The organism is Tenuifilum sp. 4138str (assembly GCF_041102575.1).
In the GTDB taxonomy this organism is placed as follows: domain Bacteria; phylum Bacteroidota; class Bacteroidia; order Bacteroidales; family Tenuifilaceae; genus Tenuifilum; species Tenuifilum osseticum.
The window spans coordinates 24,268-39,918 of the sequence record NZ_JBGCUE010000004.1 but is presented as its reverse complement, the minus strand read 5'-3'; the positions used below and the strand labels follow the sequence as shown (position 1 = coordinate 39,918).

15 protein-coding genes are annotated in these 15,651 nt (G+C 38.9%); 7 read left to right on the top strand and 8 right to left on the bottom strand.

What is annotated here, in order from left to right; genetic code table 11:
* Nucleotides 1-164: 164 nt before the first annotated feature.
* The 5 genes from AB6811_RS05230 to AB6811_RS05210 form a co-directional block, all read right to left on the bottom strand.
* The gene (locus AB6811_RS05230) at nucleotides 165-1,079 is read right to left on the bottom strand and encodes a CPBP family intramembrane glutamic endopeptidase (protein ID WP_369489388.1); all 915 of its coding nucleotides are present in this window, start codon (nucleotides 1,077-1,079) and stop codon (nucleotides 165-167) included.
* Nucleotides 1,080-1,122: 43 nt separating this feature from the next.
* Nucleotides 1,123-1,815 carry a hypothetical protein gene (locus AB6811_RS05225; protein WP_369489387.1) on the bottom strand — a complete coding sequence of 231 codons (693 nt, stop codon included), beginning with the start codon at nucleotides 1,813-1,815 and terminating at the stop codon, nucleotides 1,123-1,125.
* 4 nt (nucleotides 1,816-1,819) lie between these two features.
* Nucleotides 1,820-2,962, bottom strand: a complete 1,143-nt coding sequence (locus AB6811_RS05220; RefSeq protein WP_369489386.1) for an acyltransferase family protein — start codon at nucleotides 2,960-2,962, stop codon at nucleotides 1,820-1,822.
* A 64-nt stretch (nucleotides 2,963-3,026) separates the two neighbouring features.
* A complete protein-coding gene (locus AB6811_RS05215) occupies nucleotides 3,027-4,079 on the bottom strand; it encodes a helix-turn-helix domain-containing protein (protein WP_369489385.1) in 1,053 nt (350 codons plus the stop codon).
* Between the two features lie 9 nt (nucleotides 4,080-4,088).
* Nucleotides 4,089-5,342 carry a serine hydrolase domain-containing protein gene (locus AB6811_RS05210; RefSeq protein WP_369489384.1) on the bottom strand — a complete coding sequence of 418 codons (1,254 nt, stop codon included), beginning with the start codon at nucleotides 5,340-5,342 and terminating at the stop codon, nucleotides 4,089-4,091.
* Nucleotides 5,343-5,604: 262 nt separating this feature from the next.
* On the opposite strand from AB6811_RS05210, the gene AB6811_RS05205 reads away from it, so the two are divergent.
* Both AB6811_RS05205 and kbl read left to right on the top strand, forming a co-directional pair.
* Nucleotides 5,605-6,159: a DUF3267 domain-containing protein gene (locus tag AB6811_RS05205; RefSeq protein WP_369489383.1), complete on the top strand. Its 555-nt coding sequence runs from the start codon at nucleotides 5,605-5,607 to the stop codon at nucleotides 6,157-6,159.
* 162 nt (nucleotides 6,160-6,321) lie between these two features.
* Nucleotides 6,322-7,518, top strand: coding sequence for a glycine C-acetyltransferase (gene kbl / locus AB6811_RS05200; protein WP_369489382.1), 1,197 nt, complete (start codon nucleotides 6,322-6,324; stop codon nucleotides 7,516-7,518).
* 96 nt (nucleotides 7,519-7,614) lie between these two features.
* Here kbl and AB6811_RS05195 read toward each other — a convergent pair whose 3' ends face one another.
* From AB6811_RS05195 to AB6811_RS05185, 3 genes are all read right to left on the bottom strand, one after another.
* On the bottom strand, nucleotides 7,615-8,229 hold the full coding sequence (locus AB6811_RS05195) for a deoxynucleoside kinase (RefSeq protein ID WP_369489381.1): 615 nt from the start codon (nucleotides 8,227-8,229) through the stop codon (nucleotides 7,615-7,617).
* A gap of 140 nt (nucleotides 8,230-8,369) precedes the next feature.
* A complete protein-coding gene (locus tag AB6811_RS05190) occupies nucleotides 8,370-9,896 on the bottom strand; it encodes a GH3 auxin-responsive promoter family protein (protein WP_369489380.1) in 1,527 nt (508 codons plus the stop codon).
* Between the two features lie 54 nt (nucleotides 9,897-9,950).
* Complete coding sequence (locus AB6811_RS05185) at nucleotides 9,951-10,895, bottom strand: DUF3078 domain-containing protein (protein WP_369489379.1); 945 nt, start codon at nucleotides 10,893-10,895, stop codon at nucleotides 9,951-9,953.
* A 96-nt stretch (nucleotides 10,896-10,991) separates the two neighbouring features.
* Between AB6811_RS05185 and typA the strand changes: the two genes are divergently transcribed.
* From typA to AB6811_RS05160, 5 genes are all read left to right on the top strand, one after another.
* The gene (typA, locus tag AB6811_RS05180; RefSeq protein ID WP_369489378.1) at nucleotides 10,992-12,791 is read left to right on the top strand and encodes a translational GTPase TypA; all 1,800 of its coding nucleotides are present in this window, start codon (nucleotides 10,992-10,994) and stop codon (nucleotides 12,789-12,791) included.
* 87 nt (nucleotides 12,792-12,878) lie between these two features.
* Nucleotides 12,879-13,409 (top strand): YceD family protein, encoded by a 531-nt coding sequence (locus AB6811_RS05175; protein ID WP_369489377.1) that lies wholly within the window; start codon nucleotides 12,879-12,881, stop codon nucleotides 13,407-13,409.
* Nucleotides 13,410-13,434: 25 nt separating this feature from the next.
* On the top strand, nucleotides 13,435-13,620 hold the full coding sequence (gene rpmF / locus AB6811_RS05170) for a 50S ribosomal protein L32 (RefSeq protein ID WP_369489376.1): 186 nt from the start codon (nucleotides 13,435-13,437) through the stop codon (nucleotides 13,618-13,620).
* Nucleotides 13,621-13,647: 27 nt separating this feature from the next.
* A complete protein-coding gene (locus tag AB6811_RS05165) occupies nucleotides 13,648-14,592 on the top strand; it encodes a phosphate acyltransferase (RefSeq protein WP_369489375.1) in 945 nt (314 codons plus the stop codon).
* A 2-nt stretch (nucleotides 14,593-14,594) separates the two neighbouring features.
* Nucleotides 14,595-15,605, top strand: a complete 1,011-nt coding sequence (locus AB6811_RS05160; RefSeq protein WP_369489374.1) for a beta-ketoacyl-ACP synthase III — start codon at nucleotides 14,595-14,597, stop codon at nucleotides 15,603-15,605.
* The last annotated feature ends 46 nt before the right edge of the window (nucleotides 15,606-15,651 follow it).

Sequence of the window (15,651 nt, the reverse complement as noted above, 5' to 3'; positions counted from 1 at the left end):
AATACACACTAAACGTTTTTATAGTCTTTAAATCAAATCATCTCACCATGCATTAAATCTGAAACGCTTCGCACTTCGTAACGAGCTCTTATCAAGTTATTAAACGCCTGATTAGAATTGTTCTGTTTGTATTTTCATTTTCCGCTAGTAAATAATGGTTATTGCTACAAATATTTGTTTACCTTGTTTGTCATAATTTTTTCCTTGCTTATGTTATTGTCATAAATAATAAGGCCTAACAATACCAACAACAAGGATATTAATCCTGATAAACCAGTCATTCCAACGGTCAAGTCGTTGCCACCATCAATTACCATAACAGCTATTACTGCTGTCGCATTGAGTGCTCCGTGCATTATTGCAGCAGCGATTACCGATTTTGATTTAATTGTAATATAGAGGAATATTGGGGTAAGCAGGATACACCACAAGGTCATCATAAAGACTCCGATTTTTGGATGTTGAGGATAGTTGTGCCCCATTAGGATTAAAGGTGAATGCCAAATACCCCATATAAAGCCAATAAGGATTGATGCTTTTAAAAATTTCATATCGCTAAATGCTTTTAGTAAAAAGCCACGCCAACCTAGTTCTTCACCAAACCCAGTAACTGCATTTACTGTCGTTCCTGCAATTAATCCTTGAATAACCGACAACCATATAGGGTGAATTGGAAGTGTTTCTATTGAGTATTTCATTTGTTCTATCTGTTCAGGTTTTAAAACATTTTCAAAACGTTTTATCATCCCAGCCATCTCTGGGCTATATGAAACATCGAAGAATAACAGACTCACTCCGAGTGACATAAAACTAAAGATAGGTGCTAATAACCATGCAATGAAAAACCACTTATTGATTTTAAAAGAAATAAACAGATTTGACCAAATTCTTTCATTTTTTATTACCTTTTTAACAAGAATTACACAAATCATAGGTATAAACATATATGTAACCGCTAAAACAATCCCACTAATTTTATAATCATACTGACCCCCGAACAATTTGTATAGTCCAACCAATGAGAAACTAATTACAAATGTGAGTATAAGAAATAATGTTGTACCGCTAACTTTTTTCACAGTTATTTAGTTTTTAAGTTAATTGTTACGTTTGATTGAATAGTTAAAATACCAGCCTTTGAATTAGTCTATTCCTTATGTTTAAGGTTAGGTCTAAAAGAATATATTTCATTTGATTGAGTATAATTGTATCGATGAATAACTTTTTAAACCCGCACCCTTTAACTATTATCATCGATTGCTTATAGGTATCAAAATCACTATTTTCATTAAAAGCATCTCCTTTTCCAATATAGTAATGAGTTTCTCTATAATCTTTAGAATAGTATGTACACATAGCGTTTACTTTTTGAATTTCTATTAAATATTCATCATTAATTGAAATTTCATAGTACATATTATTATTAAAAAAGTTTATTAGAAGAAAATATATTTGACCTGATTGTTTCTTATCGTAAGTCTTCCAATATTCAGCTATAATATCTAATTTTTCGAACTTGTTAAAAAATAGTTTAACTACAGTCTTTTTTAGATTTAAGTCAATTTTGAATGTTTTTAAATAAGCATTATAGTTTGTTAATTTTTTTAATGTTGATAATGCATTGTGATAATCAGAATGGTCTTTTTTTAAGAATTTTTCAGACCAGACTTCAAGCAAAATATCAAACCTCAAACTGACCTTGGATATATTACTGTAATATATATTCAATGATTTTTTCTCAAAATACAAATTAGTTACTGAGTAATAATTTGTTATTGAAAACAATAATATTAATAAAATATAATACATTTTCATGAGTTTATTTCTTTAACTTTTTTAGACCAAATATTACTCTTAGAACGTTTATACGTTTAATTATAAGATGATATAATGCCACACAAGAAAATAACGATATTATTGTGATTAAAACTGATTTAAGTGCAACACCAATATTCAATGATATTACGAGGTATGCAACAATTACTATAACTGGTTGGTGCAGTAGATAGAATGGATAAATAGCTTCTGTTGCATATTTTCGAAATTTAGTATCGAGATTTAAGTATTGCGATGAGTAACCTATTGCAACCATACTACAAGCCCAAATCAATAAAATATCAGCATAACTATTTATTAATCTTAAAAGATATAAGTTGTCAGAAGATCCATTTTTAATAATTATTATGATTGAAAAAACGATTACCGTTAAAAAAATGGCTTGAATAAGGAACTTTCTTCTTTCTCTACTTATATTATTTCTAACAATATTGCTTGATATTATTGCGAAACCTAAAATGAAAAAAGTAAAGTAAAAGACGAGCCAAGCCCAATCGTTAATAATGTCATTTGTTTGATTTGGATAATATTTTAGTAAAATAGGATGAATAATTAGTGTAGGGATGATTAATAAATTGATTCTATAAAAGTTATTAAAGAAACACTCACTCTTAGACTTCAACTTAAGAAACTTGTCACTTTTAAAGTAATTGATGAGAATACTAAAAACTAAACTAATTATGAATAAATAAGCAATAAACCATAAATGATGCCAAGATAAATTACCCTGAGGATAAATTCCGTTAAACATATCCTTATAGAAATCCAATAGACTGTTGTAACTGTTAATTCTTTCGATATACACTTGAACTGGTACAAGTAAAAACATACCAACAACTAAAGGTAGCAGCAACCTTAAACTTCGTTCTTTTATATAATCAAATGAATTCCTGGAGCCTATAGCATAATAAGTAGCAACTCCCGAGATTAAAAAAAGTAATGGCATTCTCCATAGATGAAGAAAATGCATAGGTTGAATTAACCAATTCAATGTTTCCTGATTTTTAATGTGCCATGCCCAAGGTACGAAGACCATCCCAATGTGGTAAAAGAATACACTTAAAATGAGTATTATTCTTAACCAATCAATATCAAACTGTCTTGTTTTTACTTCAATATTTGCCATCTTTTGCTAAAAATTTTTAGCAAAACTATAGCGAAGCGTTTTTTTTATCTACCTAATGTATACATTAGGAACTCTTTTTAGAAATAATTTTTCTATACTCGCTCGGTGAATGTTTGGTAAACTTCTTAAACGCTGCATTAAATGCAGAAATACTATTAAATCCTGATTCAAAAGCAAGAGCCGCAATTTTTTCATCACTATATTTATCTAACCTCATCAAGTTACAACAATGATTAATCCTATAAGAATTCAAGAACTCTGAAAAGTTCATTTTATAGTGCTCATTGATGATCCTTGAAAGCGTTTGATATCTAATACTTAGCACACTTGAGAGTTGCGTAAGCGTTAAATCTGGGGACAAGTAAAGTTTCTCATTCTCAAATTTTTCTAAAATTTTTTTAAGGTACATATCCCTTTCCTCTACACTCAAACTCTGATCAGAGTATTTTTCAATCTTTTTTGATTGTCTATAGAATAAAGAGTACCTGTATATAAAGAAAATACTGAAGTACAAAACTAAGGAATATACTGTTGGTCCAAGTAAATTATGTAGATTTTCACTAAAAATTGAATAAAGCAAATACGATAACCACACTACAAATGTACCAATTAAAACACTTTTAATTACTAGTTTATCAATGTCATTATTTTTAAGGCTTGTTGATTTAACTAAGTAATTATAAATCCTGAAACTTAGAACCCAATAAATTAGATAAAAAACCAATAGGAAGATAAAAGAATAGTCCCAAAGAATACTTTGGGTACGGAAAAAATATCTAAGAATAAAAGCTACATTAACAACAGGAAAAACAAAGTGAAGAAGACTAAAAGCCAACTTTCTTGCTGTAAAATCAGGTTTGTAGGATTGAATAAAAACGTAAACACAAGGTCCAATGCAATAAAACGCAAGAATACCTATAACAACAATATCAATGGGTATATTGTATACATAAATGAGAACAGATTTGCCTATTTTTAAGGAAAGTAGTAAAATTAAAAATGCCAGAATTCTATTAGAAGTTCTATTTCCTATAGGGAAAAAAAATACAAATATTGAAAGTATTAAACTATTAATAACGCCTATACTACTAAGTATAATAATCAAATCTCTACTCATTATAAAAGATTATAATTTACTTTTCTCAAATATAAATATATTTCCATTATCATTCATTTCTATAGATATCGAATTATTTGGCATTGTACTAAAGGTTAAAGTTACATAACCATTTTGGAGAAGTAAAAATACATTCTGCGATACTTGGAGTGCATGCATGTTATTTACGAATAAATTTCCTTCTTTTTCAGTAACTACTATTTCTATTTTTCTATGAAATCTCTCTGCTGAGTATTTGCCTGTAAAAGAAGTACATGAACTCTTTATGACGTTTTTAGAGATTTCTTCAACAATATAGTTTAAAGCGGAATTAAGAATAATATCAGGATTGAAATTCCCATTGTTTGAAAGTACAACAATTGTAATCCCAAGTTCAGGTATAGATTTCAGTAAAGTTCTATATCCTAGATAGTAACCCGTATGCTGAATTAACTGTTTGCTATACTTAGGATTTAGACCATTTTTAACATTAATCATATATTTATACAAATCGTACGGGGTTGAATATGCATTTCCTGTTCCCCAAAAGTTTTTAAAGTTAAAATCTGGCAACCAGACAGTTTCATTATTGTGACGATAAAAACCCTGTGCATGCCCCGGAATTGAACTATGTTCTTTGTATAATCCCGTGCTTTTCATACCATAAGGAGTAAAAATGTTTTTATCTAAAAAAATGTCAAGGGACATTCCACTTATGCTTTCAATTATGTCTGCTAAAATCAAATAGTTACTATTAGAATATCTTGAATTTGTGCCTGGTTTAAAATGAATATAATTAAGGGACTTAATTAATGAGAAAAGATCTTCGGTGTTTACTTGTTTATTCAAAGACCATGGGTCATTAAACATCGCAATTTCATTGTGGATGTCTGGTAGCCCTGATGAATGAAATATCAAATCGGATATAGTAATGGAATCAGAGTATTGAATATCTGACCTAAACTTGCTTAACTTATCGTTCAAACTTAATTTTCCTTGCTCCTCAAGCAAAAATATTGAATGTTTCACAAACAATTTTGTAATTGAAGCTATTGCTATTGGAGTTTCGGTTGTTATCTCCTCTTTTTTATTACTATTCAGATATCCTCTAGCATAGTTTACAATTACAGAGTCATTAAATGCTATTAAGAGTGATCCCGAAAAATTATTTTGCTGAGCAAGTTTGACAATTTCGGAATGTATCGTCCGTTTAGTTAAAGCATTTGTACCGCAAGCACTAATCAAAAAAGAGTTGATCATTAAGGATAACATAAGAAGTTTCATAGAAATTTTTACTTAAAATCCATTAATAGACTCAAGAAATATGTAATATCGTACAATATAAATAACTCAATTAATTAGATGATTTTAACGAACCATGGTTTAAAGATTATAAAAATCTCATTACTTTTTCCAGAGTACATAGTTTTGTAAATTTAAAATATTTTAGGATTTTAATAATCCAAATTTCTATTAAAAATTTTATCAAAATAGTTTAATGATAGAATAATTGAATTTAACTTTGAAATTATTGTTATATTCATTAATGGAAATAGACACCAATCAAACAGAAGAGGTTATAGAGGTTGGCAAGGCTAACAGGCTAGCCCTTTTAATGCTCTTCCCAATTGCAGCAATTGCAATTATCCCCTTTGTTCTTATTTATGGTTTTGAGCCACTTGCCAACGGTGTGATTTTTTTGAAAAATCACCAGCTGCAAATTTTGGTTGCATTCGTTCTGCTTATATTCATACACGAGGGATTACATGGTGTAACGTGGGCTTTTTTTGCAAAAAACGGATTCAAGTCCATACATTTTGGGATTAAATGGTCATACCTTACTCCCTACTGCCATTGCAACGAACCAATGAAACGCAAACACTACATGCTAGGAGGCATAATGCCAGGGCTTATTACTGGCGTAATCCCAATAATTATCGCCATGGTAACAGCTAACGGCTGGTTACTAGTTTCAGGTATTTTTCTTACCTCAGCAGCCGGCGGCGATATCCTAGTTCTGATACGGGTGCTAAAATACCCTTCAAATCTCATATTTATGGATCATCCTAAGGAGATTGGGTTTATAGTATTTAAAAGCTGAAACGGATTAAACAATTACCCATCGTCCCATTTTAGTTTTGGGGAATGCATTTAACTATTGCCTACATTCATCCTCCGCAACAGGAATGGTTTTGATTTCATCACCTGAGAATCACCATAAACTTTTTCTGCTAACTTTGTGCGTAATAAAAAAATCACAGCTATGTACGGAAAAATCAAAAACGATTTACAGCAACAGCTTGAGAATATCAAGGCCGAAGGGCTTTACAAAACCGAACGCATTATCACTACCCCACAAGGAGTTGAAATAGTTGCCAACGGCAAAAAGGTTTTAAACTTCTGCGCCAATAACTACCTTGGCCTTTCGTCGCATCCTGCAGTTATTGAGGCAGGCAAAAAGGCTATTGACGAGTGGGGCTTTGGCATGTCGTCGGTGCGCTTTATTTGCGGTACGCAGGACCTACACAAGCAGCTTGAGCGTAAGCTAAGCGAGTTTCTTGGGACCGAGGATACAATTCTTTACTCATCGGCATTCGATGCAAACGGTGGTATTTTTGAGCCCATACTAGGCGAGGAGGACGCAATTATTTCCGACGAACTTAATCATGCATCAATCATTGATGGTGTTAGGCTTTGCAAAGCTCAGCGATTCCGCTACAAAAATAACGATATGGCCGACCTGGAGGCCAAACTTCAAGAGGCCGCCAACTGCCGTTACAAAATGATTGTTACCGATGGTGTATTCTCAATGGATGGAATTATTGCTCAGGTTGACAAGATATGCGACCTAGCAGATAAGTACGACGCCATGGTAATGGTGGACGATTCACATGCTACAGGTTTTGTGGGCAAAACCGGTCGTGGTACTGCTGAGTACTGCAATGCACTAGGCAGGGTCGATGTTATTTCAACCACGTTTGGAAAAGCACTTGGAGGTGCATCGGGTGGTTGCATCTCTGGTCGTAGGGAGATTATCGACATGCTCCGTCAGCGTTCGCGCCCCTATCTTTTTTCAAACTCGCTCATGCCTTCCATTGCCGGAGCAACACTTAAGGTTCTTAACATGCTTACCGAAACTACCGAACTACGCGATAGGCTTTGGGAAAACACTCAGCTATTCCGTAAGGGAATGGCAGATGCAGGCTTCCGTATTGTAGAAGGGGTTCACCCAATTACTCCAATTATGCTTGGACATTTACCTAACGATGCGAAACTTTCACAGGATTTTGCTGCGGCACTGCTTGATGAGGGAATCTATGTAATTGGATTCTACTATCCTGTTGTTCCTAAAGGTAAAGCCCGCATAAGGGTTCAGATAAGTGCAGCTCACACCCGCGAACATATCCAGTTTGCCATTGAAAAGTTCACAAAGGTGGGCAAGAAATTGGGTGTGATTTAAAGAAATCATCCTTTCAGAAAGATTGATACCTTTATCAACCTGTCAATCTCATAGATAAAAATTGAAGGGAGTCTTTTTTTGACTCCCTTTTCTTATCTAAAACAACCCATGTATTTGCGCATCGATCTTATTGATGATAAACCTGAGGTCTTCGGGTCTATCGGGAAAATTCAGATTGTCAACGTCAATTATTAGCAGCTTGCCTAACTTGTAGCCTTCAATCCATGCCTCGTAGCGTTCATTAAGGCGCTGGAGGTAATCGAGGCGGATATTTTTTTCGTAATCGCGTCCGCGTTTCTGGATTTGCCTTACCAGCGTTGGCACTGTGGCACGAAGGTAAATTAGCAAATCGGGCGGCTTAACCAGTGAGGTCATAAGGTTGAACAGGGAAAGGTAGTTGTTAAAATCGCGGGTGCTCATCAATCCCATGTCGTGGAGGTTTGGAGCAAAAATATGGGCATCCTCGTAAATGGTTCTGTCCTGAATAACATCGTGGCCGCTACGGTGAATCTCCACTATTTGACTAAACCTGCTGTTTAGGAAGTAAATCTGGAGGTTGAAGCTCCAGCGCTGCATATCCTCGTAAAAGTCGTTAAGGTATGGGTTTTCATCAACATCCTCGTACTGGGGTTTCCACTTGTAGTGCTTGGCCAGTAAACCCGTTAGGGTTGTTTTGCCAGAACCAATATTACCCGCAATGGCTATATGCATAACTTAAAATAATTACTTAAGGTTGGTAATTCGCGTTTTCGTTTCTAAAGATACAAATTGGATTTCAATCGGCAAGGTAAAACAGCTTGTAGATTGATGAATGTGTCAAAAATGTAAATAAATCCTATCTATTTTGATGACTACTTACTTTTTAGCTGGTTATGAATGGCAAGCAGCTCATCGATATACTCGCGAGTATTCGAAAGCCGAGGAACTTTATTCTGCCCACCCAATTTACCGCGCTGGCGCATCCACTCAAAGAATGTCCCCTGAGCGGCCTGCGTAACCACTGGAAAATCGAGAGTTACATTTTTAGCGCGTTTTGCCTCATAGTCGGAATTGACCTCACAAAGCGTTGAGTCAAGAACTCGAGCAAACTCCTCGATGCTGCTTGGCTGTTTTACAAACTCAATGAACCATTCATGGCATCCCTTACGGTCAGTTCCCATGTAAACGGGAGCAGCTGTGTACTCAGCAACCAATGCTCCGGTAGCCTTACAGGCTTTTTCAAGCGCACGCTCAGCGTTTTCAACAATAACCTCTTCGCCAAAAACATTGATGAAGTGACGGGTTCTGCCAGTAATCCTGATTTTATGAGGATGTTTTGAGGTAAAGGTAACAGTATCGCCAATTAGGTAACGCCAAAGGCCAGAATTGGTGGTAATGACCATGGCATAATTCCTTCCAACCTCAACATCGGCAATGGTAAGGGCTGTAGGATTAGGTTTGGTAAGCTCATCGAGAGGAACAAACTCATAAAAAATACCGTAGTCGAGCATAAGCAACATGCTATCCGACGCAGGGTCGTCCTGAATGGCAAAGAAACCCTCGCTGGCATTATATGTTTCCATGTAGTGCATGTTAGGCGATGGGATAACTTTTTGAAACTGCTCCCTGTATGGGGCAAAACTTACTCCGCCATGCATGAAAAGCTCAAGGTTTGGCCATATCTCAAGCAAGTTACTTTTGCCTGTGTAGTTCAGTAGGTGCTTAATCATTACCAGATTCCATGAAGGGACTCCTGCCAGGCTGGTAACATTCTCGTTAAGGGTCTCGTGAGTGAGTTTCTCCAGTTTCTCCTCCCAATCGGGTATTAATGCCACTTTTTGGCTTGGGGTTCTGATAAACTCAGCCCACCAGGGTTGATTTTCAATCAGAATAGCCGATAAATCGCCGTAAAAGGAATTCATATTAAAGTTATCAACCTGGTGGCTACCGCCTAGGGTAAGTCCTTTTCCGCTTAACAAATTGTTTTCAGGATAAAGGTTCATGTAAATGGCAAGTACATCGCGAGCGCCTCTGAAATGGCAATCCTCCAACGCCTCGTTGCTAACTGGTATAAACTTACTCTTGCTCTGGGTAGTTCCCGATGACTTGGCAAACCACTTAATATCGGTTGGCCAAAGCAACTTTTCCTCGCCCTGCCTCAACCGTTCAATGTATGGCTTAATGGTTTCGTAGTCAACAAGGGGTACTCGCTTCTGAAATTCTTCAATGGTTCTGATGCCATCAAAGCCATATCGTGCTCCATACTCCGTTTTTGAGCCTTGTTTTAAAAGCTCAAAAAGCACATCGCGTTGCACCTCAAAAGGGTATTTCCGGAAAAGATCGATGCTGTATAAGCGCTTAGTATTAACCCAGTTCAGGATAGAGTTGAGCAAAGGCATAAACAAAAATTTATCAACTCAAAGCTAAGTCATTTTGCCCAAAAATCAAAAGGGCTAAAGCTTGAAGGTAATACCCACGCCAAAAATCTCCTTAAACTGAACACGTGGCCCACTGCTATCAATTACACCATCGCCGTTGTTATCCTTACTAATCTTAACCTTGTCATCGTAGATTAGCTGGGTCGCCAGGTTAACATTGATGTACTTGTTAACCTTCATAATTACAAGCGTTTCCCAGTTAACTACAACGTTTTGAGGGTTATCAAGGTAGTTTGAGAATAGGTCGAGTTTAGTGGTAAAGGTGAGATTTTTGAGCCATTCGGCCTTAAAGTCATTCTTGGTGTAAACCACTCTCACGTAACCGCCAATTTCCTCTCTGAGTGTTTCCCCTTTTTTCACGCCAAATGCACCTGCATTCGATAGCATGGTGTCCGTAACAAAGGTTAGCTTTCCGGTTAACGGCGCTGCAAAAACACTCAGGTGGGTGTTCGGTTTATAATCCATACCCAATGCCCCAACCAGGTATGCCGGAGCAAAAAAGTTCGAAATTTTCAGTCGGGTACTATCGGTTGGGTACTTATAACCAGTAGTGAATTGTGTTTTAAAGTTCAGCAAAATGGCATAGTAAAAGTTTTTGAAGACCTCACGTCCAAATTTTGACATTAAGTCAATTTTATCGTCGGTTTTTTTGGTATACTTAACATCCTCCTGGCTCAGAAATCCGTAGCCCAAGTCAATAGTGTTATCCCAAGCAGTTTTGGGACTTTTGTAGCTAACAAACCCTGTAAAAACGGTATTTAGTGCAAATGAGCTTTGTCCGCCAGCCGCCCAATTGGTTAACGAGGTCTGGTTGGCATTAATTCCCAGGGCCAGCCCTTTCTTCCATCCGGAAAGCGAATCGGTTTTAATCTCTTTAAGCTGATTTTCAGCGTCGGTTACCTGAGCGTTTACAGAAATGGTAAGTATTACTGACAGGATAGTGGTAAGTAATTTAGTCATGGCTGTTTGAATTATTCATTAATTTACGCTAAAATACTAATTATATGGAAAAATATTCATTTCAAAGCTGTAACTTTGCGGGCTAATTTTTTGGGGATGAAGGGTATCAGAAACATTGCAATTATTGCACATGTGGATCATGGGAAAACCACGCTGGTGGATAAAATGATCATTCAGGGTAAACTTTTTAAAGATCATGAGAACCCGGGCGAGCTGATTTTGGATAGCAACGACCTGGAGCGTGAGCGTGGCATAACCATTCTGGCCAAAAACGTATCGGTAAACTACAAGGGTTACAAAATCAACATAATTGACACCCCCGGCCACAGCGATTTTGGAGGCGAGGTTGAACGCGTTCTAAACATGGCCGACGGTGTACTGCTTCTGGTAGATGCCTTTGAGGGGACTATGCCCCAAACCCGTTTTGTTCTTCAAAAAGCCTTAGCCATAGGCTTAAAACCAATTCTGGTGATTAACAAGGTTGATAAGCCAAACTGTCGCCCTGAGGAGGTTCAGGAGCAGGTTTACGAACTAATGTTCAGCCTCGATGCCTCAGAGGAACAGCTCGAGTTCCCTACCATATACGGAAGCGCCAAACAGGGATGGATGAGCAACGACTGGCGGAAGCCATCAAACGATATAACCCCTCTGCTTGATTGTATTATTGACTATGTGCCAGCCCCAAAACAGCTAAAAGGCACGCCTCAACTTCTTATTACATCGCTCGACTACTCAAACTATGTTGGCCGGATTGCCATAGGCAAGCTGCACAGGGGAACCCTAAGGGCAGGCCAAAACGTATCGTTGGCAAAGCGAAACGGACAAGTAATGCGTACAAAGATCAAGGAACTACTCGTTTTTGAAGGTCTTGAACGCAAAAAGGTTGACGAGGTAAGCTCAGGCGATATTTGTGCCCTTGTTGGCATTGAAGGGTTTGACATTGGCGATACCATAGCCGATTACGAAAACCCCGAGCCACTTCCTACCATTGCCGTGGATGAGCCTACCATGAGCATGCTATTTACCATAAACAACTCTCCGTTCTTTGGTCGCGACGGGAAATACGTTACCTCGCGTCACTTAAAGGATAGGCTAATGCAGGAGCTAGAAAAAAACCTAGCCCTTCGGGTTGAGGAAACCGATTCGGCCGATGCCTTTACCGTTTACGGTCGTGGAGTACTCCACCTTTCCGTGCTTATTGAAACCATGCGTCGCGAAGGGTATGAGCTTCAGGTTGGTCAGCCCAAGGTAATTATTAAGGAGATAGATGGAGTAAAGCACGAACCCATTGAGTACCTAACCATTGATGTTCCTGAGGATGTATCGGGAAAGGCTATTGAGCAGGTTACCCGCCGCAAGGGTACACTAATCTCAATGGATCGCCGCCACGACCGTGTTCATCTTGAGTTCGAGATACCCTCGCGCGGTATTATTGGGCTCCGTAACATCATTCTAACGGCTACTGCCGGCGAAGCCATCATGGCGCACCGCTTTAAAGCATTTGAGCCCTACCGGGGCGAGATTGAAACCCGCACCAATGGTTCACTAATTGCCATGGAGAGCGGTACCGCTTATGCTTACGCCCTGGGCAAGCTACAGGACAGGGGTAGGTTCTTTATCGATGAGCATGAGGAGGTTTACACAGGCCAAGTGGTTGGCGAGAATAACCGCTCAGGCGATATTGTTGTTAACGTTACCAAGTCCAAAAAACTTACCAACATGCGCGCCTCAGGTTCCGACGAAAAGATTTTCCTTGCTCCCCCCATCAAGTTTAGCCTTGAGGAGGCACTTGAGTACATCCAGGAGGACGAATACGTTGAAATTACCCCTAAAGCCATACGCCTACGAAAAATATACCTCGACGAAAACGAGCGTAAACGTAGGGCTAAAGCATAGCGGAACGGTACTTTTTTGATGAATATTTTTAACTTTTTTTGGGTTGAATTGATTTTTTATAACTTTGCACGTTGATTTTGTGAGAAAGTGGCAAGCATTTTAGGCGCATATTCAATTAGTTACAAGGGACTTAAGCTTGGCAAACACTCGTTTGATTTTGAAATAAACAACGATTTTTTTGCTGAGTTCCCTGAGGGTGAGGTTAAGGAAGGCACGCTCACAGCAAAAGTTATGATGAACAAGCAGAATAACCTGCTTGAATTTGACATAGTGATAAAAGGAAAGGTAAAGGTTACCTGCGATAGGTGCTTGGAACAATTCTTCCTGCCAATTGAGTACAAGGGTTTTCTTGTGGCAAAAATTGGAAACGAGGAGGTTGAGGATCAAGCCGATATAATCTTCCTAACCGAGGATGACCATGAGGTAAACCTTGCCCAGTACCTGTACGAGAGCATTCACCTGAGTTTACCGCTAAAGCGGTACCATGGGTTAAAAGGATCCAGCATTGAGGATTGCGACCAGGAAATGCTAAAGTACATCAAGTTTGAAGACGATGACCAGGCTGAGGTTGACCCTCGCTGGCAGGCTTTAAAGGATTTGTTGAACAATAATAACTAAGTTGGACTATATAATTTGTTGAAAAATGGCACATCCGAAATCACGAATCTCTAAACAGAGAAGAAACAAGCGTAGAACTCACTACAAAGCCGAAGCTCCAACCCTTTCAACATGTTCAAACTGCGGAGCAGCAGTTGAATATCACAGGGTTTGCCCTGAGTGCGGCTATTACCGTGGTAAGTTAGCAATCGAGAAGGCAGTTAACGCCTAAAAATGAATTTTATAAACCCCTGCATTGATGATTAGAATTGGCGTTGATGCAATGGGCGGCGATTTTGCACCCGATGCTGTTGTATCGGGTGCAGTTTTAGCCCTCAAGCATCTTAATGCCGATGAGCGCATTGTGCTTTTCGGTGACCAGCAAAGGATTCTTGAAATCCTTGCCCGTGAAAATGCAAATCCTACCGATTTTGATATAGTTCACACCTCTGAGGTGATTGAAATGGGCGATCTCCCATCGAAAGCATTTGCAAAGAAAACCGATTCCAGTATAGTTAAAGGCTTTATGGCTTTGGCAGCTGGCAAAATTGATGGTTTTGCCAGTGCTGGCAGCACTGGAGCCATGATGGTTGGCGCCTTCATGGTGATAAAGCAAATACCCGGTATTATACGTCCCGGAATTGCCGGTTTTATCCCTGTTTCCGAAAGTAAGCTTAATGTTATTCTCGATGTGGGTTTAAACCCCGATTGCCGTCCCGACGTACTTTACCAGTATGGTAAACTGGGTTCAATTTACGCCCAGCGAGTGCTTGGCATTGATAACCCAAGGGTTGCCCTACTGAATATTGGCGAGGAGGAGGAGAAAGGCAACCTGGTAACCAAAAGCGCCTTTGAGATGATGAAGGACTCAACCGACTATACCTTTGTTGGAAACGTTGAGGGCCATCACCTATTCCACGATAAAAAGGCCGATGTGGTAGTTTGCGATGGGTTTGTGGGTAACGTAGTACTCAAGGAGGCTGAGGCGTTCTACCACCTGCTTAAGAAATTTAGCCCTGAAAATAAGTTCATTGAGCGTTTTAACTCCGAGAACTACGGTGGCACGCCAGTTCTTGGGGTTAATAAACCCGTTATAATTGCCCATGGAGCATCGAGCCCCGTGGCTATAATGAATATGATTAAACAAACCCGCGAGGTTATAGTATCGGACCTTTGCGAAAAAATTAAACAAGCATTTATGTAGCTATGGGAAAAATTACTGCCGCAATTACTGGCGTTGGAGGATATGTGCCAGAGTATATCCTCACCAACGAGGAGTTAAGTAGAATGGTCGATACCACCGATGAGTGGATAATGACCCGTATTGGTATTAAGGAGCGCCGAATACTAAAGGGCGAAGGGCTTGGAACTTCCGATATGGCAGTTCATGCCGTTAACGAGCTGCTCCGTAAAACCAACACCCACCCCGATGAGGTGGACATGCTAATTTGCGGCGTAGTTACTCCCGACATGCAGTTCCCAGCTACCGCTAACATTATAAGCGATAAGTGCGGGATTAAGAATGCTTTTGGTTACGATATGAATGCAGGCTGTTCAAGCTTCCTGTATGCTTTGGTTACAGCATCAAAGTTTGTGGAGTCGGGTTCACATAAAAAGGTTGTGGTGGTTGGCGCCGACAAGATGTCGTCCATAACCGATTACACTGACCGCACCACCTGTCCCATTTTTGGCGACGGAGCAGCAGCTGTGCTCCTAGAACCTAACCATGATGGCTTTGGCGTTATAGACGCCAAGATGCAGGTTGATGGGTCAGGACGCAAACACCTTCACCAGGTGGCCGGTGGTTCATGCTACCCTGCTTCGTTCGAAACTGTAGCCAAGCGCCAGCACTACATTTACCAGGAAGGCCAACCCGTTTTCAAAGCTGCTGTTTCAAACATGGCCGATGTGTCGGTTGAGATGATGGAGCGCAACAATATCAAGCCTGAGGATTTGGCTTGGCTTGTTCCACACCAGGCAAACATGCGAATAATTGAAGCAACCGCAAATCGCATGGGAATTGACAAGGATAAGGTGATGATTAACATACAGCGCTACGGCAATACAACCAGTGCCACAATTCCTCTATGCCTTTGGGAATGGGAATCGAAACTTCGCAAGGGCGATAATATAATTATTGCAACCTTTGGTGCAGGGTTTACCTGGGGTGCAGCCTATGTAAAGTGGGCGTACGATGGTGATAAAATTGCAAAGTAAAATATTGTTTTCAACAAAAAAGCCGGGTTAAGCCCGGCTTTTTTTA

What these genes read in the sequence shown, in the direction of transcription:
- AB6811_RS05225 (WP_369489387.1), bottom strand. Translation starts at nt 1,815, where the DNA reads ATGAAAATGTATTATATTTTATTAATATTATTGTTTTCAATAACAAAT.
- AB6811_RS05220 (WP_369489386.1), bottom strand. Translation starts at nt 2,962, where the DNA reads ATGGCAAATATTGAAGTAAAAACAAGACAGTTTGATATTGATTGGTTA.
- AB6811_RS05215 (WP_369489385.1), bottom strand. Translation starts at nt 4,079, where the DNA reads ATGAGTAGAGATTTGATTATTATACTTAGTAGTATAGGCGTTATTAAT.
- AB6811_RS05210 (WP_369489384.1), bottom strand. Translation starts at nt 5,342, where the DNA reads ATGAAACTTCTTATGTTATCCTTAATGATCAACTCTTTTTTGATTAGT.
- AB6811_RS05205 (WP_369489383.1), top strand. Translation starts at nt 5,605, where the DNA reads ATGGAAATAGACACCAATCAAACAGAAGAGGTTATAGAGGTTGGCAAG.
- kbl (WP_369489382.1), top strand. Translation starts at nt 6,322, where the DNA reads ATGTACGGAAAAATCAAAAACGATTTACAGCAACAGCTTGAGAATATC.
- AB6811_RS05195 (WP_369489381.1), bottom strand. Translation starts at nt 8,229, where the DNA reads ATGCATATAGCCATTGCGGGTAATATTGGTTCTGGCAAAACAACCCTA.
- AB6811_RS05190 (WP_369489380.1), bottom strand. Translation starts at nt 9,896, where the DNA reads ATGCCTTTGCTCAACTCTATCCTGAACTGGGTTAATACTAAGCGCTTA.
- AB6811_RS05185 (WP_369489379.1), bottom strand. Translation starts at nt 10,895, where the DNA reads ATGACTAAATTACTTACCACTATCCTGTCAGTAATACTTACCATTTCT.
- typA (WP_369489378.1), top strand. Translation starts at nt 10,992, where the DNA reads ATGAAGGGTATCAGAAACATTGCAATTATTGCACATGTGGATCATGGG.
- rpmF (WP_369489376.1), top strand. Translation starts at nt 13,435, where the DNA reads ATGGCACATCCGAAATCACGAATCTCTAAACAGAGAAGAAACAAGCGT.
- AB6811_RS05165 (WP_369489375.1), top strand. Translation starts at nt 13,648, where the DNA reads ATGATTAGAATTGGCGTTGATGCAATGGGCGGCGATTTTGCACCCGAT.
- AB6811_RS05160 (WP_369489374.1), top strand. Translation starts at nt 14,595, where the DNA reads ATGGGAAAAATTACTGCCGCAATTACTGGCGTTGGAGGATATGTGCCA.